Source organism: Streptomyces kurssanovii (genome assembly GCF_040677245.1).
Lineage (GTDB): Bacteria > Actinomycetota > Actinomycetes > Streptomycetales > Streptomycetaceae > Streptomyces > Streptomyces kurssanovii.
Genome location: NZ_JBFAQK010000037.1, coordinates 47,444 through 66,786 on the forward strand (window position 1 = coordinate 47,444; position 19,343 = coordinate 66,786).

General features: G+C 71.9%; 13 protein-coding genes. All 13 read left to right on the forward strand.

The window, feature by feature from the left end:
• Positions 1 to 288 precede the first annotated feature (288 nt).
• Positions 289 to 2,511, forward strand: coding sequence for a type IV secretory system conjugative DNA transfer family protein (locus tag AB0K36_RS23550; RefSeq protein ID WP_364597672.1), 2,223 nt, complete (start codon positions 289 to 291; stop codon positions 2,509 to 2,511).
• A gap of 163 nt (positions 2,512 to 2,674) precedes the next feature.
• Complete coding sequence (locus AB0K36_RS23555) at positions 2,675 to 4,258, forward strand: PucR family transcriptional regulator (RefSeq protein ID WP_364597675.1); 1,584 nt, start codon at positions 2,675 to 2,677, stop codon at positions 4,256 to 4,258.
• Between the two features lie 185 nt (positions 4,259 to 4,443).
• Complete coding sequence (locus tag AB0K36_RS23560) at positions 4,444 to 5,403, forward strand: EamA family transporter (protein ID WP_364597678.1); 960 nt, start codon at positions 4,444 to 4,446, stop codon at positions 5,401 to 5,403.
• Between the two features lie 130 nt (positions 5,404 to 5,533).
• Positions 5,534 to 6,979 (forward strand): aldehyde dehydrogenase family protein, encoded by a 1,446-nt coding sequence (locus AB0K36_RS23565; RefSeq protein ID WP_364597681.1) that lies wholly within the window; start codon positions 5,534 to 5,536, stop codon positions 6,977 to 6,979.
• Positions 6,980 to 7,163: 184 nt separating this feature from the next.
• On the forward strand, positions 7,164 to 7,661 hold the full coding sequence (locus tag AB0K36_RS23570) for a hypothetical protein (RefSeq protein WP_364597684.1): 498 nt from the start codon (positions 7,164 to 7,166) through the stop codon (positions 7,659 to 7,661).
• Positions 7,662 to 7,877: 216 nt separating this feature from the next.
• The gene (locus tag AB0K36_RS23575) at positions 7,878 to 9,494 is read left to right on the forward strand and encodes a phospholipase D family protein (protein ID WP_364597687.1); all 1,617 of its coding nucleotides are present in this window, start codon (positions 7,878 to 7,880) and stop codon (positions 9,492 to 9,494) included.
• Between the two features lie 411 nt (positions 9,495 to 9,905).
• Entirely contained in the window at positions 9,906 to 11,864 is a 1,959-nt protein-coding gene (locus AB0K36_RS23580) for an acyl-CoA dehydrogenase family protein (protein ID WP_364597690.1), read from the forward strand.
• Positions 11,865 to 11,950: 86 nt separating this feature from the next.
• Positions 11,951 to 13,201 (forward strand): 1-deoxy-D-xylulose-5-phosphate reductoisomerase, encoded by a 1,251-nt coding sequence (gene dxr / locus AB0K36_RS23585; protein ID WP_189473327.1) that lies wholly within the window; start codon positions 11,951 to 11,953, stop codon positions 13,199 to 13,201.
• Positions 13,198 to 14,499: a M50 family metallopeptidase gene (locus AB0K36_RS23590; RefSeq protein ID WP_189473326.1), complete on the forward strand. Its 1,302-nt coding sequence runs from the start codon at positions 13,198 to 13,200 to the stop codon at positions 14,497 to 14,499. Before dxr ends, AB0K36_RS23590 begins: the two co-directional genes overlap by 4 nt.
• A gap of 170 nt (positions 14,500 to 14,669) precedes the next feature.
• Entirely contained in the window at positions 14,670 to 15,839 is a 1,170-nt protein-coding gene (ispG, locus tag AB0K36_RS23595; protein ID WP_189473325.1) for a flavodoxin-dependent (E)-4-hydroxy-3-methylbut-2-enyl-diphosphate synthase, read from the forward strand.
• Positions 15,840 to 16,011: 172 nt separating this feature from the next.
• On the forward strand, positions 16,012 to 16,854 hold the full coding sequence (locus AB0K36_RS23600) for a GNAT family N-acetyltransferase (protein ID WP_364597714.1): 843 nt from the start codon (positions 16,012 to 16,014) through the stop codon (positions 16,852 to 16,854).
• 50 nt (positions 16,855 to 16,904) lie between these two features.
• The gene (locus tag AB0K36_RS23605; RefSeq protein WP_364597694.1) at positions 16,905 to 17,474 is read left to right on the forward strand and encodes a GNAT family N-acetyltransferase; all 570 of its coding nucleotides are present in this window, start codon (positions 16,905 to 16,907) and stop codon (positions 17,472 to 17,474) included.
• A 65-nt stretch (positions 17,475 to 17,539) separates the two neighbouring features.
• Entirely contained in the window at positions 17,540 to 19,234 is a 1,695-nt protein-coding gene (locus tag AB0K36_RS23610; protein ID WP_364597697.1) for a proline--tRNA ligase, read from the forward strand.
• The last annotated feature ends 109 nt before the right edge of the window (positions 19,235 to 19,343 follow it).

Here is a 19,343-nt window from a genome sequence, read left to right on the forward strand (position 1 = left end):
GGCCATAGGCGCACGGGCGTGCCCGGTCCCGGAGGCGCGGGACGGGCAGGAGAGGGCGAAATCCGGCCGGTTCCGCACGGCGCGCAGCCCATGGGCCCCGCGGGAAACGGGATCATGGCCCGGTGTGCCGTCCGCCCACGGGCGCACGCACTAGATTGACCGTGCAGAGAGCGGGCCTGGCTGGTCAGGGGGCAGCGGTTCATGGAATCCGAAGGCACATACGACGCACGCGGCACACGTGCCAATCCCGTGCCACGTCCCGCCGGTCCACCGGCGGAGGTACCGTCCGTGCCGCCCGGCACCCCCGCCCGGCCCGGCCATGCCCCGGCCACCCGGCCCAAGGTCGCGGAGTGGCTACGCGTGCCCCGGCCCGCGGCGGCCCCCGGGATCTGGCGGCTGGGCCACCGCGACCGCCCCGAAGAGGAACCCGACCTCGTGCCCGCCCGGCAGCTCTTCGGCGGAGCCTTCGTCGCCTACCTGTGCGGCTGGCTGCTCTGGTCGCTGCTGTGGAACCGCTACCTCGAGGGATGGTGGTTCTTCGTCGACAACTGGTGGCTGCTGCCCATGCTTTGGCTGGTCCCCGACAACTCGTGGCTGCCTGAACATCCGGACTTCGAGCTGTACGTCCTGGTCAGCTATGTCTATTACGGCCTTGTGCTCGGGTTGCTCGCCATCGGCTTCGGCCGGGTCGGTAACTGGCAGGAGGTCTGGCAGCGATACGGAGTGCCGCTGTGGCCGTTGTTCGTGTTCCTGCCGGGCGTCTGGCGTGAAATGCCGCGGACCGTCACGTATCTCACCTGGTTCTCGAACCTTTATTACGTACTCCTCGCGGCGACGGTCGTCGCCGTGGTCGGCCGGGCCGGCACCTGGCCGGCCGTGCGGCGCAGGCGCGCGAGGGCGGCGGGACAGGTGGCCGACGCCCCGCCACCGCCGCAGGACCCCGCCGAGTGGCCGGAGCTGCGCAGCGCCGGGCTGGCCGAGGCCGCCGACCGGCTCGCCGAGGCGGCCCGGGCCGGCACCCTCGGCGACGTGGACTACGCGCGGATCCGGCGCGCCTGGCAGGGCGTCCACGCCCGGCCGGAGCGGCTCGCCGCCTTCGCCGAGACCGTACGCAGGCACGGCCCCGCCGCCTGCGCCCACCCGTCGGGCCTGCGGGACCTGCCGGTGCGCACCGCGACGCACGACCTGGCGACCGGCCAGGTCAAGATCGGCACCGTCGTCGACGACGCACGCAACCCGTACGCCCGCCGCACCACCGGCGTGGCCCTGGAACCCGCGCTGCTCGGCACCTCCTTGCTCGCCGTCGGGCCGTCCGGGTCCGGCAAGAGCGTGCGGCTCGTACGGCCCGTCGTCGAGTCCCTGTGTCTGCTGGCGCTCGCCAACCGCGCCGCCGTCGTGGCCGTCGCCGCCCACGGAGCCGCCGTCGCCACGGACGGCGACTTCGACCTCGTGGTCTCCGTCGGCCGCCCGGAATCGACCCATGACCTCGACCTCTACGGCGGCGCGGAGGATCCGGACGAGGCCGCCCGGATCCTCGCGGAGGCGCTCGTCGGGGACCTCGCCGCCGGTCTGCCCGGCGGCGACAGCCGGCGCGCCGCGACCGCGCTGGCCCAGCTCATCGGCCCCTACCGGAGTGTGCACGGACACTTCCCCGCCGTCGCCGAACTGCGGGAACTGCTCGGCGGCGCGCCGGCCGCCCTCGCCGCGCTGCGCACGGCACTCGAACAGGCGGGGGAGGCGTCGCAGCTGCGTGAACTGGACGCCCGGGAACGGCAGTCGGCCCGCGGGGACGACATCGGGGTGCTCCTCGCGGAACGGATCGCCTTCCTCGACCGGCCGGCGTTCGCCTCGTTCTTCCGCAGCGACGGCGAGGGGCGGACGTTCTCGCTGCGCGCCATCGAGCACCCGCTGCGGGTGCGCGTCGACCTGCCGGAGCGCGGCCACGCCGAGGCCTCACGGATCATCGCCCGGCTGGTGCTCGCCCAGTTCACCGAGGCGGCGCTCACCCGCTCCGACCGCTCGCTCTTCGCCTGTCTCGTACTGGACGACGCCACCAGCACCGTCACCGCCGACTCGGTGCGCGCGCTGCAACGGCTGCGCTCCGCCAACGCCGGCGTCGTCCTCTCGCTGCGCACCCTCGAGGACGTACCCGAGCCGCTGCGCGGCCCCCTGCTCGGCGCCGTCGGCTGCCGGATGGCCTTCTCCGGCCTCGCTCCCTGGGACGGCGGCCGGTTCGCCGAGACCTGGGGCACCGAGTGGGTCCAGACCCGCGACGTCACCAACCGGCAGATCATCTCCGACGAGCCCCTCACGAAGGCGCTGCACATGATGCGCCGCCTGGTCACCGGAAAGGCGGCCACCGCGGAGGCGGTCACCGTGCGTGAGGTCGAACGGGCCCGCTGGTCGGCGTCCGACCTCGCGCACTCGGTGCCCGCGGGCCACGCGGTGCTGTCGCTGACGTCCGTACGGGGCGAGCACGCGCCGCCGCTGCTGGTGGACCTGCGGACCTGAGCGGGGACACCGGCGGCGCGGCCCCGAGTGGGGGCGGCCGGTATCCCGGGCGGGGGACGGCCGACGGCCGGGGACTGCTACGCCCTGGCAGAATCGACGTACGCCGTTCATACGGGACGGCGAAATCCGAACCGCCGTCCCCTTTCGAAGGGCCCCAGGTCCCATGCCGCCCACCCTCGCCTCGCTCGTCCAGCACTCGGCGCTCAAACTCACCGTGCGTGCCGGAGAGGACCGGCTCGAGACACCGGTGCGGTGGGCACACGTCAGCGAGCTGGCCGACCCCGTGCCGTACATGGAGGGCGGCGAGCTGCTGCTCGTGACCGCCATGACCCTCGACGCGGAGGACCGCGAGGCCATGCGCCGCTATGTGCGCAGGCTGGTCGGCGCGGGAGTCGTCGGTCTGGGCTTCGCGGTCGGCGTCTACTACGAGGACATTCCCGAGGCCCTCGTCGAGGCCGCCAGGGAGGAGGGGCTGCCGCTGCTCGAAGTGCCGCGCCGCACCCCGTTCCTCGCGATCAGCAAGGCCGTCTCCGCGGCCATCGCCGCCGACCAGTACCGGGCCGTGACCGCCGGGTTCGAGGCACAGCGCGAGCTGACCCGGGCCGCGCTCACCGAGGGGCCCGGTGCCGTCGTCGCGCGGCTCGCCGCGCACATCGACGGTTGGGCGGCGCTGTACGACACCTCCGGCGCCGTCGTCGCCGCCGCGCCCGACTGGGCGGCCCGGCGGGCGGCCCGTCTCACCACCGACGTCGAGCGGCTGCGCGAGCGGGCCGCGCCCGCGAGCGCCGTGGTCGGCGGCACGGAGGACGACGACCGCGTCGAGCTCCAGTCGCTCGGCACCGGGCGCCGGGTCCGCGGCGCCCTCGCCGTCGGCACCGGGGCCCCGCTCGGGACCGCGGAGCGCTACGCCGTGCATTCGGCGGTCGCCCTGCTGACCCTGGCGACGGAGCAGTCCCGGTCGCTGCAGGCCGCCGAACAGCGGCTCGGCGCGGCGGTGTTGCGGATGCTGCTGTCCGGCCAGCCGGACCATGCCAGAGCCGTCGCCGGTGACCTGTACGGCGGGCTCCTCGACGCCCCGTTCCGGCTGCTCATCGCCGAGACCGCCGGCGACCCGGACACCGGCGCGGGTGACCGGCCGGCGGCGCTGAGCGCGTTCGCCGAGTCGGTCGAGTCGGCAGCCGGCCGGGCGGGGGAGACCTTCCTCGCCGTCCCCGACGGGACGGAGGGCCGCACGGTGCTGCTCGCCGTGGACGGCGGAGCGGTGGCCGCCGCCTGCCTGGCGGCCTTCGGGGACAAGGACGCCGACGAGGCCGAGATCTACGTCGGACTCTCCGCGCCCACCGGTCCGACAGCGGCCGCCGGCGCGTACAAGCAGGCCGAGCAGGCGCTCTCGGTCGCCCGGCGGCGCGGACGCGCCCTCGTCGAGCACGAGGAGCTGGCGGCGGGATCCATCGTGCCCCTGCTCGGTGACGACGCGGTGCGCGCGTTCGCGGACGGCATGCTCCGCGCGCTGCACGAGCACGACGCGACCGGCCGCGGCGACCTCGTCGCCTCGCTGCGGGCCTGGCTGTCGCGCCACGGCCAGTGGGACGCCGCCGCGGCCGACCTCGGCGTGCACCGTCACACGCTGCGGTACCGGATGCGCCGGGTGGAGGAGATCCTCGGCCGCTCACTGGACGACCCGGACGCGCGCATGGAGCTGTGGCTGGCGCTCAAGGCGACGGGCGAGCCGCACCGGCCCGGGTAGGCGGCGGTTCCGGTCCGCGGCGGTTCCGGTCCGCGGCAGTCCCTGATCCGCGGCGGTCGGGATCGAAGTCGGATCGACGTCGGGATCGACGTCGGATCGGAACGGAACGCCGAACGCGCCGGATCCTGCCCGCTTCCGGGCAGGATTGTTGGTTCCGGGCCTCCCGTCTCTCTAGTCTCCTGCTCATGACAAACCCCGCCACCGAGCCGGCGTCCGTCGCGCGCGATCTCACCGCGCGCCGGCCCGCCCCCGCCCGCCGCCGGCTCTCCGGAGCCGTCTCGGCCGCCCTCGTCATCGTGTACGTCGTCTGGGGCTCCACCTACCTCGGCATCCGCATCGTCGTCGAGACGATGCCGCCGTTCGTCTCCGCGGCGATCCGGTTCGTCGTCGCCGGCCTGGTCCTCGCCGCGCTCGTCGCCTGGCGGCGCGGCCCGTCCGCGCTCAAGGTCACCAGGCGTCAGCTCGCCTCCGCGGCCGTCGTCGGCCTGCTGCTGCTCCTGGGCGGCAACGGCCTGGTCGTCCTCGCGGAGACGTCCATCCCCTCCGGGCTCGCCGCGCTGCTGATCGCCGTGGTCCCCGCGTGGGTCGTCGTCCTGCGCAGGGCGTCCGGCGAGCGTCCCGGCCCCGGCGCCTACGGCGGCGTGGCGCTCGGACTCGCGGGGCTCGCGGTGCTGACCCTGCCCGGCCTCAGCGGTGACGTGCGCATCACCGGCGTGCTCACCGTGATCGCGGCGACCCTGATGTGGTCGATCGGCTCCTTCTCGTCCTCCCGCATCCCGATGCCGGCCGACCCGTTCGCCGCCAGTGCCTACGAGATGGTCGCGGGCGGCGTCGGCTGCGCCCTCGTCGCCCTCGGCAGGGGCGAACACCACGGTTTCGCGCTCGGCGACGTCTCCACCCGCTCCTGGGTCGCGCTCGCCTACCTGGTCGTCTTCGGCTCGCTCCTCGCGTTCACCGCGTACGCGTGGCTGCTGCACAACGCCCCGCTTTCGCTCGTCGCCACCTACGCCTACGTCAACCCGGTGGTCGCCGTGCTGCTCGGAGCACTGGTCCTCGACGAGCGGCTGTCCTGGCCGATCGCGGTGGGCGGCGTCGTGGTCGTGGCGGGGGTCTGTCTGATCGTGTCCACGGAAAGGCGCCGCTGACTCGCCAAAGCGGCCAGCCGGGACGGACGACCACTCCATGCCGGACAAACGACCCGGCGGACGCGCGGCCCTACCGTGTGGAGAGAGCAACCGAGCAGACCCCACTACTTCGGAAGGGCCGGGACTCCGCATGACTTCCACCCACGCCTTCTGGCTCGCCGGCCGCCAGGCCACCGGCGAGACCTCCCTCGACGTCACGTCCCCGTGGGACGGCCGCCTCGTCGGCAAGGTCTCCGTACCGACCGCCGACCAGGTCGAGGAGGCCGTCGCCGCCGCGTACGCCGTGCGCGACGAGTTCGCCGCCACGCCGGCCCACGTCCGCGCCGCCGCCCTCGACCACGTGTCCAGGCGCCTGGTCGAGCGCACGGAGGAGATCGCGCAGCTGATCTCCGCCGAGAACGGCAAGCCGATCAAGTGGGCCCGCGGCGAGGTCGGCCGGGCCGTCTCGGTGTTCCGGTTCGCCGCGGAGGAGGCCCGCCGCTTCAACGGCGGCGAGGCCCAGCGCCTCGACACCGACGCCGGCGGCCAGGGCCGTCTCGCGCTGACCCGCCGCTTCCCCAAGGGTGTCGTGCTCGGCATCGCGCCGTTCAACTTCCCGCTCAACCTCTGCGCCCACAAGATCGCTCCGGCGATCGCGGTCGGCGCGCCGATCATTCTGAAGCCCGCGCCGGCGACCCCGCTGTCCGGGCTGATCCTCGGCGAGCTGCTCGCGGAGACCGACCTGCCCGCCGGTTCCTGGTCCGTGCTGACCGTGCCGAACGAGCAGATGCCCGCCCTGGTGCAGGACGAGCGCCTGCCGGTGATCTCCTTCACCGGTTCCGACAAGGTCGGCTACGCGATCATGGACTCGGTCCCGCGCAAGCACTGCACCCTGGAACTCGGCGGCAACGGCGCGGCCGTCGTCCTCGCCGACTTCGCGAGCGAGAAGGACCTGGACTGGGCGGCGACGCGCATCGCCACCTTCTCCAACTACCAGGGCGGCCAGTCCTGCATCTCCGTGCAGCGCGTGATCGCCGACTCGACCGTCCACGACCGCCTGCTGCCGAAGATCGTCGCGGCTGTCGAGGCCCAGGTCACCGGCGACCCGTCCGACGCCGCCACCGACGTCGGCCCCCTCGTCAGCGAGGACGCCGCCAAGCGCGTGGAGGCGTGGGTGGACGAGGCGGTGCAGGGCGGCGCCAAGCTGCTCACCGGCGGCAAGCGCGACGGCGCCACGTACGCGCCGACCGTGCTGACCGACGTCCCGGCCGACGCCACCCTCGCCTGCGAGGAGGTCTTCGGCCCGGTCCTGACCGTGACCAAGGTCGACGGCGAGACCGAGGCGTTCACGGCGGTCAACGACTCCAAGTACGGCCTCCAGGCAGGTGTGTTCACGCACGACGTGCAGACCGCCTTCCGCGCCCACCGTGCCCTCGAGGTCGGTGGCGTGATCGTCGGCGACGTCCCGTCCTACCGCGCCGACCAGATGCCGTACGGCGGCGCCAAGCAGTCCGGCGTCGGCCGCGAGGGCGTGGCCTTCGCGATGGACGACTACACGTACGAGCGGGTGCTGGTCCTCACCGGACTGGCGCTGTAACGCGCGTACGTCCGCGACCGACGGCCGGAGCCCACTGTGCGGGGGCTCCGGCCGTCTTCGTTCACACGGGCGCTGACCGGTGGGTATGCCACGTGTGTCGGCGGCTACTCCGTACCGGCAGGGCGGAGCGAGAGCAAGCGTGTGGTGCCTGCCAGGGCCGGGAGCGCTGCGATGCTCGTCGACCATGGATGTCAGCACCTTCTACGCCCTGTTCTCCGCCACCTGCTTCACCCTGGTCGGCCTGTGGTGGAACGTCGTCCAGGGCCATGCCGAGTGGATGCGCGACCCGGCCCTGCGCCGCGTCGTCGGCGGGATCTACTTGTCCTTCCTGCTCCCTGCCCTGATGGGCCTCTTCGCCCAGGTCGGCGGCACCGAGCAGCCTGAGGTCTGGCGGGCGGCCTTCATTGCGCTCGCCGTGGTCGGCTGCGTGTGCACCCTGCGGCTGCTGGCCCGCGCCCGTGGCGACCATTTCGTCACCTGGCAGCAGGCCGGTGCCGCGCTGCTCTACGTCCTGATCGCTGTTGTGGGCGCCTTCCCCGCACTCGCCCACCACATCGGGCTCCGCCCCATTCAGGCCGCGGCCCTCGCACTGATCGCCCTGATCGTCCTGGGGCACGCCCTGGTCTGGCGGTTCATGGCGGGAGAGGGCCGCGCCGCCGAGGAGGTGGCCCCTGGTTACTGAGCTACCGCCGAGCGCACCGGTTCATCGACGAGTACGACGCTCCGGGTCGGAAAGAGGCCCGTGCGGAACCACCCAGCGCCCTCCAGCGGAGCGTGCGCACGGCCCCAGCGGCGCCGGATGCCGGCCCGAGCGGGCAGCGGCTGCGGGGCCGGGCCCGGAGTGGTACGAAGAAACGGTCACGTGGTGCCCTGCGGTCGCAGGTCGGAGGTGCCGTCCGTGGAATCCGTCGACTGGCTGCTGACGGCCGGTGAGCGAGGCAATCCCGCAACCCGTTTGGACCGTCGGCGTCCTGACGGGGCCGCATGGTCGGCCGGCAACGACGTACGCCCTCTCGTCCACGGCGCGGCCTACTTCGCGGAGCTGCTTGCCGCCGTTCGCGCTCTGCGTGCCGGAGACCTGCTGCTGTTCACCGACTGGCGCGGCGATCCCGACGAGCGTCTCTCTGGCCCCGGGACCGAGATCGGCACCGTGCTGCGCGAGGCGGCCGAGCGCGGCGTGGTCGTCAAAGGTCTGGTGTGGCGGTCCCACCTGGACAGTCTTCAGTTCAGCGAGGAGGAGAACCGTCACCTCGGCGAGGAGGTCCGGGCAGGGGGCGGCGAGTACCTGCTGGACATGCGGGTCCGTCCCGGCGGGACGCATCACCAGAAGTGCGTCGTCCTGCGCCACCCCGGGCGCCCGGGGCTCGACGTCGCGTACATCGGTGGCATCGACCTGTCGCACAGCCGCAACGACGACATCGACCATGGCGGCGACGACCGCTCCCAGCCCATGGCCAAGGCCTATGGACCGCATCCCCCCTGGCACGACGTCCAGCTCGCGATCCGCGGCCCCGCGGTCGGCGACATCGAGACCGTCTTCCGGGAACGCTGGACCGATCCCGCGCCCCTCAGCCGCAGCCCGCTGTCCCGGCTGCGCGAACTGCTGCACCGGGAGGACGTCCACGCCAACCCACTGCCCCCTCAGCTGCCCGATCCCTCGCCGTGCGGCACGCACACGGTGCAGGTGCTGCGCACCTATCCCAACCGGCTGCTGCGGGGCTACGACTTCGCCCCCGACGGGGAACGCAGCATCGCCCGCGCCTACCTGAAGGCACTGCGGCGGGCCCGGGCACTGATCTACCTGGAGGACCAGTACCTGTGGTCCCCGCAGGTGGTGGGGTACTTCGCCCGGGCGCTGCGCATGAACCCAGGGCTGCGCCTCATCGCCGTCATCCCCTCCCTCCCCGAGCAGGACGGCGCCCTCACGCTGCCGATGAACCTGATCGGCCGCATCACCGCGCTGGAGACACTGCGGCGGGCGGGCAGCGGGCGCGTCGCCGTGTACGGGCTCGAGAACCACGCCGGGACACCGGTGTACGTGCACGCCAAGGTGTGCGTGGTCGACGACGTGTGGGCCGCGGTGGGCTCCGACAACATCAACCTGCGCTCGTGGACGCACGATTCCGAACTCAGCTGCGCCGTTCTGGACGAGACGGCGGACCACCGGGAACCGCGGGACCCCGCCGGCCTCGGCGACGGCGCACGTCCCTTCGCCAGGAACCTCCGACTGCGGCTCATGCGCGAGCACCTGGACCGGGAGGAACCCGGGGACCCGCGGGCCCGCGACGTCCTGTGCGATCCGGTGGGCGCCTTCGACGCCTTCGCGACGGCGGCGGCCGCTCTGGACTCCTGGCACAAAAGGGGCCGGTCCGGTCCCAGGCCGCCCGGACGTCTGCGTACCTACCGGCCGCCGGAGCTCTCGCGGGCGCAGCGGCTTCTCGCGACGCCGCTGTACCGCGTGGTCATCGATCCGGACGGCCGCCCGATGAGGCTGCGGCTGCGCAACACGTTCTGAGGAGCGGGGGACTTCGGTCCTCCGCCGGCCGGGCCTGCACGGCCCGGCTCTTCCGGCGGGCGATCACCCGGTGCCGGGCGTCCGGTGCCGGGGCGGTCTTCGTGCAGTGCGCGCCGTGCCGGATCTCAGGACGGCGTCTCCCGGGCGTGTTCCCGTAGGGCACCGAACGGCTTCACGGGCAGCAAGACGGGGACGGCTGCGTGCAGAACCGGGCGAGTTGTCGATGACGACAGCGTTGCCGCAGGTCAGGTGCGTGCGGGGAGCGCGCAGGGCGGGACTCCGGCGGTCCGGGACTGCTCCCGGGTGCCGTACGCGGGCTGGTGGAGGTGCCGGGAATCGGGTACTACGAACGAGTAGCCACCGGCCGGTCATCGACCCGGCGGTCCCCGATTCGCGGCGAGGTGAGCCTCAATGTCCGCTCCTACGGACAAGCCCCTGCATCAGCCCCACACCCCGAAGATCAGCGAGCGCGAGGCGCGACAGGTCGCGGAGGCGGCGCGTGAACAGGACTGGCGGAAGCCCAGTTTCGCCAAGGAGCTGTTCCTCGGCCGCTTCCGGCTCGACCTGATCCATCCCCATCCGATGCCGACCGGCGAGGCCACCCGGCGGGGCGAGGAGTTCCTCTCCAAACTCCGCCGGTTCTGCGAAGCGGAGATCGACGGCGCCCGCATCGAGCGCGAGGCACAGATTCCCGACGAGGTGATCAACGGGCTGCGGGAGCTCGGCGCGCTCGGCATGAAGATCGACCCCAAGTACGGCGGCCTCGGCCTCACCCAGGTGTACTACAACAAGGCGCTGGCCCTCGTCGGCTCCGCGAACCCGGCGATCGGCGCGCTGCTGTCCGCGCACCAGTCGATCGGTGTGCCCCAGCCGCTGAAGCAGTTCGGGACCGAGGAGCAGAAGCAGAAGTTCCTGCCGCGGCTGGCCCGCACCGACATCTCCGCCTTCCTGCTCACCGAGCCCGATGTCGGCTCCGACCCGGCCCGCCTCGCCACGACGGCCGTCCCGGACGGCGACCACTACGTCCTGGACGGCGTCAAGCTGTGGACCACCAACGGTGTCGTCGCCGACCTGCTCGTCGTGATGGCACGGGTGCCGAAGTCGGAGGGCCACAAGGGCGGCATCACCGCCTTCGTCGTCGAGGCCGACAGCGAGGGCATCACCGTCGAGAACCGCAACGCCTTCATGGGGCTGCGCGGACTCGAGAACGGCGTCACCCGCTTCCACCAGGTGCGCGTCCCCGCGGAGAACCGCATCGGCCCCGAGGGTGCGGGCCTGAAGATCGCGCTCACCACGCTCAACACCGGCCGGCTCTCCCTGCCCGCGATGTGCGTCGGAGCCGGCAAGTGGTGCCTGAAGATCGCCCGCGAGTGGTCGGCGGTGCGCGAGCAGTGGGGCAAGCCGGTCGCCAGGCACGAGGCCGTCGGCGCGAAGATCTCCTTCATCGCCGCGACCACCTTCGCCCTGGAGGCCGTCGTCGACCTGGCCTCCCAGATGGCCGACGAGGACCGCAACGACATCCGCATCGAGGCCGCGCTCGCCAAGCTCTACGGGTCCGAGATGGGCTGCCTGATGGCGGACGAGCTGGTCCAGATCCGCGGCGGCCGCGGTTTCGAGACGGCCGAGTCGCTGGCCGCCCGCGGCGAACGCGCAGTCCCTGCCGAGCAGTTGCTGCGTGATCTGCGCATCAACCGCATCTTCGAGGGCTCGACCGAGATCATGCACCTGCTCATCGCCCGTGAGGCGGTGGACGCGCACCTGGCCGTCGCCGGCGACATCATCGACCCCGACAAGCCGATGTCCGCCAAGGCCCGGGCCGGGGCGAACGCGGCCGCCTTCTACGCCCGCTGGCTTCCCAAACTCGTCACCGGACCGGGCCAGCTGCCCCGTACGTACGCCGAGTTCCACCCCGCCGGGCACCAGGACCTGTCCACGCATCTGCGGTACGTCGAGCGAAGCTCGCGCAAGCTGGCCCGTTCGACCTTCTACGCCATGTCCCGCTGGCAGGGGCGTATGGAGACCAAGCAGGGCTTCCTCGGCAGGATCGTCGACATCGGGGCCGAACTGTTCGCGATGAGCGCGGCCTGCGTCCGCGCGGACATGCTCCGTGCGTCCGACGACCACGGCCGCGAGGCCTACCAGCTCGCCGACGCCTTCTGCCGCCAGGCGAGGATCCGCGTCGAGGAGTTGTTCACCCGCCTCTGGTCGAACACCGACGACCTCGACCGCAAGGTCGTGGGCGGTGTGCTCTCCGGGACGTACACCTGGCTGGAGGAGGGCGTCGTCGACGCGAGCGGCGAAGGCCCGTGGATCGCGGACGCCACGCCCGGCCCTACGGCGAAGGAGAACGTTCACCGCCCGATCCGCTGACGGGCCACGGCCGCGGCGGCCCGATCATGGCGGCCCGCCGGGTACTCCCTGTCAACGCGGACAGGGAGTACGGCCACAATGGGGGGATGAGCGACAGCCCATCTCCCCTCGCGGACCCGCACATCGTCTTCGATCCCTCCGAAGGCCGCCGGGACATCGTCGTCCTCGGCTCCACCGGGTCCATCGGTACGCAGGCCATCGACCTCGTGCTGCGTCACCCCGACCGTTTCCGGGTGACCGCCCTGTCCGCCGCCGGCGGCCGGGTCGGTCTGCTTGCCGAGCAGGCGCGCAAGCTGCGTGCCGGGACGGTCGCGGTGGCCCGTGAGGACGCCGTGCCCGCGCTGCGCGAGGCGCTCGCCGCGCTGTACGGGGCGGAGCCGCTGCCGGAGATCCTGGCCGGCCCGGACGCCGCCGCGGAGCTCGCCGCCTCCCCGTGCCACACCGTCCTGAACGGCATCACGGGCTCCATCGGTCTCGCCCCCACCCTGGCCGCCCTCGAGGCCGGCCGGACCCTCGCGCTGGCCAACAAGGAGTCGCTCATCGTCGGCGGCCCGCTGGTGAAGGCGCTCGCCAAGCCCGGGCAGATCATCCCTGTCGACTCCGAGCACGCCGCTCTCTTCCAGGCGCTCGCGGCCGGCACCCGCGGCGATGTGCGCAAGCTGGTCGTGACCGCGTCGGGCGGCCCCTTCCGCGGCCGGACCAGGGCGGAGCTGGCGGGTGTGACCCGCGAGGACGCCCTCGCCCACCCCACCTGGGCGATGGGCCCGGTGATCACGGTGAACAGCGCGACGCTGGTCAACAAGGGCCTCGAGGTCATCGAGGCGCATCTGCTCTACGACATCCCCTTCGACCGGATCGAGGTCGTCGTCCACCCCCAGTCGTATGTTCACTCGATGGTGGAGTTCACGGACGGTTCGACGCTCGCCCAGGCCACGCCGCCCGACATGCGGGGGCCGATCGCGATCGGTGTGGGCTGGCCGGAGCGGGTGCCGGACGCGGCCCCCGCGTTCGACTGGTCCACCGCCTCGACGTGGGAGTTCTTCCCGCTGGACAACGAGGCGTTCCCGTCGGTGGGTCTCGCCCGTCATGTCGGGGAGCTGGGGGGCACGGCGCCGGCGGTGTTCAATGCCGCGAACGAGGAGTGTGTGGAGGCATTCCTCGACGGACGGCTGCCGTTCAACGCCATCATGGATACGGTCACCGAGGTGGTCGCCGCACACGGCACCCCCGCGTCGGGAACTTCCCTGACGGTGGCGGACGTACTCGAAGCGGAGACCTGGGCCAGGGCCAGGGCCCGTGAGACGGCAGCGAAGGCAACGGCGGAGGCTCGCGCATGACCATTCTGTTGACCATTCTGGGCATCGCGCTCTTCGCCGTCGGGCTGCTGTTCTCCATCGCCTGGCACGAGCTCGGCCACCTTTCCACGGCCAAGCTCTTCGGCATCCGCGTGCCCCAGTACATGGTCGGCTTCGGCCCGACCATCTGGTCACGGCACAAGGGCGAGACCGAGTACGGCATCAAGGCCATCCCCATGGGCGGCTACATCCGCATGATCGGGATGTTCCCGCCCGGTGAGGACGGCCGCATCGAGGCCCGCTCCACCTCGCCGTGGCGCGGAATGATCGAGGACGCGCGCTCCGCCGCGTACGAGGAACTGAAGCCCGGCGACGAGACCCGGCTCTTCTACACGCGCAAGCCGTGGAAGCGCGTCATCGTCATGTTCGCCGGCCCGTTCATGAACCTCGTCCTCGCCGTGGCGATCTTCCTCGGCGTGATGATGACCTTCGGCTCGCCGACGCAGACCACCGAGGTCGCCGGCGTGCAGAAGTGCGTCATCGCGCAGAGCGAGAAGCGCGACACCTGCGCGAAGAGCGACCCCGAGTCGCCGGCGTTCGCCGCCGGGCTGCGGGAGGGCGACAAGATCGTCGCGTTCAACGGCAAGCCCGTCGACGACTGGGCCACGCTGTCGACCCGTATCCGGGAGACGATCGGCCCCGCTACCATCACCGTCGAGCGCGGCGGCACGGAGCAGGTCCTGAAGGCCACGCTCATCGAGAACACGGTGGCGAAGAAGGACGAGGACGGGGAGGTGATCCCCGAGGAGTTCGTCCCGGCCGGATACCTCGGCTTCGCCGCCAGGACGGAGATTCTGCCGCTGTCGTTCGGCGACTCCGTCGACCGCATGGGCGGCATGATCGAGAACGGCGCGGAGGCCATCGTCGCCCTGCCGTCCAAGGTCCCCGACCTGTGGGACGCGGCCTTCGGCGACGGTGAGCGCAAGGACGACTCCCCGGTCGGGGTCGTCGGTGCCGCCCGCATCAGCGGTGAGGTGCTCAACCTCGACGTGCCGACGACCAACATCGTCGCGACCTTCCTGATGCTGCTCGCCGGCTTCAACCTCTCGCTGTTCCTCTTCAACATGCTGCCCCTGCTGCCGCTCGACGGCGGTCACATCGCCGGAGCGCTGTGGGAGTCGGTACGGCGGAACATCGCCAAGGTCTTCCGGCGCCCCGACCCGGGCCCGTTCGACGTGGCGAAGCTGATGCCGGTCGCCTATGTGGTGGCGGGAATCTTCATCTGCTTCACGCTGCTCGTGCTGGTGGCGGACATCGTCAACCCCGTGAAGATCAGCTGAGCGGTTCCCCCGCGGGACTCCTGTGACGGCCGGGCGCGCTTCGTGCCCGGCCGTCACCTTTGGGTGGACTTCGGTGTCCGATGTGCCCCGCCGAACGCCAGTGCCGTAATCTCAAGGGCTGGAGCCCGCCGATCCGGGACCACGATCCACACCTTGGGGTTGCACAGCAGATGACTGCAATTTCTCTCGGAATTCCGTCCGTTCCGACGAAGCTCGCCGACCGCAGGGTCAGCAGGAAGATCCAGGTCGGCTCCGTCGCCGTCGGCGGTGACGCGCCCGTTTCCGTGCAGTCGATGACGACGACCAGGACGTCCGACATCGGCGCCACCCTCCAGCAGATCGCCGAGCTCACGGCCTCCGGCTGCCAGATCGTCCGGGTCGCCTGCCCGACCCAGGACGACGCGGACGCGCTGGCCACCATCGCCAGGAAGTCCCAGATCCCGGTGATCGCGGACATCCATTTCCAGCCGAAGTACGTCTTCGCGGCCATCGACGCCGGCTGCGCCGCGGTGCGGGTGAACCCGGGCAACATCAAGCAGTTCGACGACAAGGTCAAGGAGATCGCCAAGGCCGCCGGCGAGACCGGCACCCCGATCCGGATCGGCGTCAACGCGGGCTCCCTGGACCGTCGCCTGCTGGAGAAGTACGGCAAGGCCACCCCCGAGGCGCTCGTCGAGTCCGCCCTGTGGGAGGCGTCCCTCTTCGAGGAGCACGGCTTCCGCGACATCAAGATCTCGGTCAAGCACAACGACCCCGTCGTGATGGTCAACGCCTACCGCCTCCTCGCCGCGCAGAGCGACTACCCGCTGCACCTCGGTGTCACAGAGGCCGGTCCCGCCTTCCAGGGCACCATCAAGTCCGCCGTCGCCTTCGGGGCGCTGCTCAGCGAGGGCATCGGCGACACGATCCGCGTCTCCCTGTCGGCGCCGCCGGCCGAGGAGGTCAAGGTCGGCATCCAGATCCTGGAGTCGCTGAACCTCCGCCAGCGCCGGCTGGAGATCGTCTCCTGCCCCTCCTGCGGCCGCGCCCAGGTCGATGTCTACAAGCTCGCCGACGAGGTCAGCGCCGGACTCGAGGGCATGGAGGTCCCGCTGCGCGTCGCCGTCATGGGCTGCGTGGTCAACGGACCCGGCGAGGCCCGTGAGGCCGACCTCGGTGTCGCCTCCGGCAACGGCAAGGGACAGATCTTCGTCAAGGGCGAGGTCATCAAGACCGTGCCGGAGTCGAAGATCGTCGAGACCCTCATCGAAGAGGCCCTGAAGATCGCGGAGCAGATGGAGAAGGACGGCGTCGCCTCCGGCACCCCCGACGTGGTCGCCGTCGGCGAGCCCGGCGCCTGACCCGCACCACCAGGACCCCGCCGGAGGGCTCGCGCCAGAGCCCCCCGGCACCCGGATCCACAAGGCCCCGTCGCCCTTCCGGTCGGCGGGGTCTTCTCGTGCACGCGCCACGCCGTGGACGTGCCGGGTACAGTGCCAGAACCAGCAAACCGTGTGATGAGGCGCCCTCGTGTTGACGCAGACCACCACCCGGGTCCTCGGCCCGGGGGACCTCGGCGCAGCGCTCGCCATCCTCGAGAGCGAGCCCGTGACGAATGCTTTCGTCACCGCCCGTGTGCAGGTCGCCGGACTCGACCCGTGGCGACTCGGGGGCGAGATGTGGGGCTATTACGCGGACGGACAGCTGCGCTCCCTGTGCTACTCCGGCGCCAACCTCGTGCCCATCTGCGCCACCCCGGAAGCCGTACGCGCCTTCGCCGACCGCGCGCGCCGCGCGGGCCGCCGCTGCTCGTCCATCGTGGGCCCCGCGGAGCCCACCGCCCTGCTGTGGCGGCTCCTCGAACCGAACTGGGGCCCGGCCAGGGACGTACGCGCCAACCAGCCGCTCATGATCACCGAGCGGATGCCGGACGACATCGAGCCCGACCCGGACGTCCGCCGTATCCGCAAGGACGAGATGGACGTGATCATGCCGGCGTGCGTGGCCATGTTCACCGAGGAGGTCGGCGTCTCGCCGATGGCCGGCGACGGCGGACTCCTCTACCAGGCCCGCGTCGCCGAACTCGTCGGCACCGGGCGGTCCTTCGCCCGCATCGACGACGGCAAGGTCGTCTTCAAGGCCGAGATCGGCGCGGCCACCCCCCAGGCCTGCCAGATCCAGGGCGTCTGGGTCGACCCCGAATACCGGGGCAGGGGGCTGTCGGAGACCGGCATGGCGGCCGTCCTGCGCTACGCCCTGGCGGACGTCTCCCCGATCGTCAGCCTGTACGTCAACGACTACAACACCGCAGCCAGGGCGTCCTACCGCAGGGTCGGCTTCCGCGAGGTCGGCGCCTTCATGAGCGTGCTGTTCTGATTCCCGGCGCCCTGTGCTGAGCGGCCACGACGGCAAGTAGGGTTCGGCCCATGGCAGCACTCAGCCAGGACGGCTCGCACGCCCCCGACGTCGTCGTCGAACCGCTCGATCTGACCGCGCGGGTCGACGAAGCGCTCGCCGTGCAGGCGCTCGCCTTCGGGCTCACCGACGACGAGATCGACATCCGCCGCTACATCGTGCTGCGCCACCTGCAGAACCCGGGAGCCCGGGCGCTCGGAGCGACCACAGAGGAGGGCAAGCTCGTCGGATTCGTCTACGGCATGCCCAACGACCGCAGCCACTGGTGGTCCACCGTGGTCGAGCCGTATCTGCGCCGCAACGGCACCGACGGCTGGCTCGACGACTCCTTCGTCATCACCGAACTCCACGTCCACCCCCGCTTCCAGGGGCGCGGCGTCGGACGCGAACTGATCACCACCATCACCGACGGATGCGGCCTGCCCCGATCGATCCTGTCCGCGATCGACACCGAGAGCCCGGCCCGCGCCCTGTACCGCAGGCTCGGCTACCAGGACCTCGCCGGCCAAGTGCTCTTCCCCAGCGCCCCCAGTCCCTACGTGGTGATGGGCGCCCCGCTGCCCCTGCGCCGCGCGAACTGATTTCCGCCTGCGGCCGCGCCCCGGCTAACCTCCTGCACATCACACGTTCCGAGCAGGAGTTCACCATGGCCCAGGTCCAGCGCATGTCCCGTCTGATGGTCAAGACACTGCGCGACGACCCGGCGGACGCAGAGACGCTCAGCCACAAGCTCCTCGTGCGCGCCGGTTACGTCCGCCGCAACGCCGCGGGCATCTGGTCCTGGCTGCCGCTCGGCAAGCGCGTCCTGGAGAACGTCACCCGCGTCGTGCGCGAGGAGATGGACGCCATCGGCGCGCAGGAGGTCCTGCTGCCGGCGCTGCTGCCCAAGGAGCCGTACGAGGCGACGGGCCGCTGGGAGGAGTACGGCGCGGAGCTGTTCCGCCTCAAGGACCGCAAGGGCGCCGACTACCTCCTCGGCCCGACCCACGAGGAGATCTTCACCCAGCTCGTCAAGGACCAGTGCACGTCCTACAAGGACCTGCCGGTGATCCTCTACCAGATTCAGACGAAGTACCGCGACGAGGCGCGTCCCCGCTCGGGCATCCTGCGCGGCCGCGAGTTCCAGATGAAGGACTCGTACTCCTTCGACACGTCCGACGAGGGCCTCGCCCGCTCCTACGCCCTGCACCGCGAGGCGTACGTCCGGATCTTCGAGCGCCTCGGCCTCAAGCACAAGATCGTCTCCGCGGTGTCGGGCGCGATGGGCGGCTCCGCCTCCGAGGAATTCCTGGCGCCGGCCCCCGCCGGCGAGGACACCTTCGTGTACTGCCCGTCCTGCGACTACGCGGCCAACACCGAGGCCGTCACCTTCGCGCTCGCCCCGGTCGAGGGCGCCGCGCACGGCCCGGTCGAGGAGCTGGACACCCCCGACACCCCGACCATCGAGACCCTCGCCGACCACTTGGGCGTCCCGGCGTCCGCGACCTTGAAGAACCTGCTGGTCAAGGTCGACGGCGAGATCGTCGCGGTCGGCGTCCCCGGCAACCGCGAGGTCGACCTCGGCAAGCTGGGCGACCACCTGGCCCCCGCGGAGGTCGAGCTGGTCACCGCGGAGGACTTCGTGGACCGCCCGGACCTGATCCGCGGCTACGTCGGCCCGCAGGGCCTCGAGAAGGTCCGCTACATCGCCGACCCGCGCGTCGCCCCCGGCACCGCGTGGATCACCGGCGCCAACCGGGCGGGCTTCCACGCGAAGAACGTCGTCGCCGGACGGGACTTCGAGGTCGACGACTACCTCGACGTCGTGGTCGTCGAGGACGGCGACCCGTGCCCCTCGTGCGGCACCGGCCTCAAGCTTGACCGCGCGATCGAGATCGGCCACATCTTCCAGCTCGGCCGCAAGTACGCGGACGCCTTCCAGCTCGACGTGCTCGGCCAGAACGGCAAGCCCGTCCGCGTGACGATGGGTTCGTACGGCGTCGGCGTCTCGCGCGCGGTGGCCGCGCTCGCTGAGCAGACCGCCGACGAGCAGGGACTGTGCTGGCCCCGCGAGATCGCCCCGGCCGACGTCCATGTGGTCGCCGCGGGCAAGGCCCTGCAGACCGAGCTCGCCCTCGACGTCGCCGAGCAGCTCGGCGCGGCGGGCCTGCGGGTCCTGGTCGACGACCGTGCGGGCGTCTCGCCGGGCGTGAAGTTCACGGACGCGGAGCTGATCGGCGTCCCCAAGATCCTGGTGGCCGGCCGCCGCTCGGCCGAGGGCGTCCTGGAGCTGAAGGACCGCCGGACGGGGGAGCGGGAGGAGCTCACGGTGGCGGACGCGGTGGCGCGGCTGCGGGGGTAGCGCGGGCGTGGCGCCTTCGGCGGGCTTGTTCCCCTACCCGCCCCTTCCCGAAACCGGGGGCTCCGCCCCCGGACCCCCGCGCCTCAAACGCCGGCGAGGCTGAAGTTGC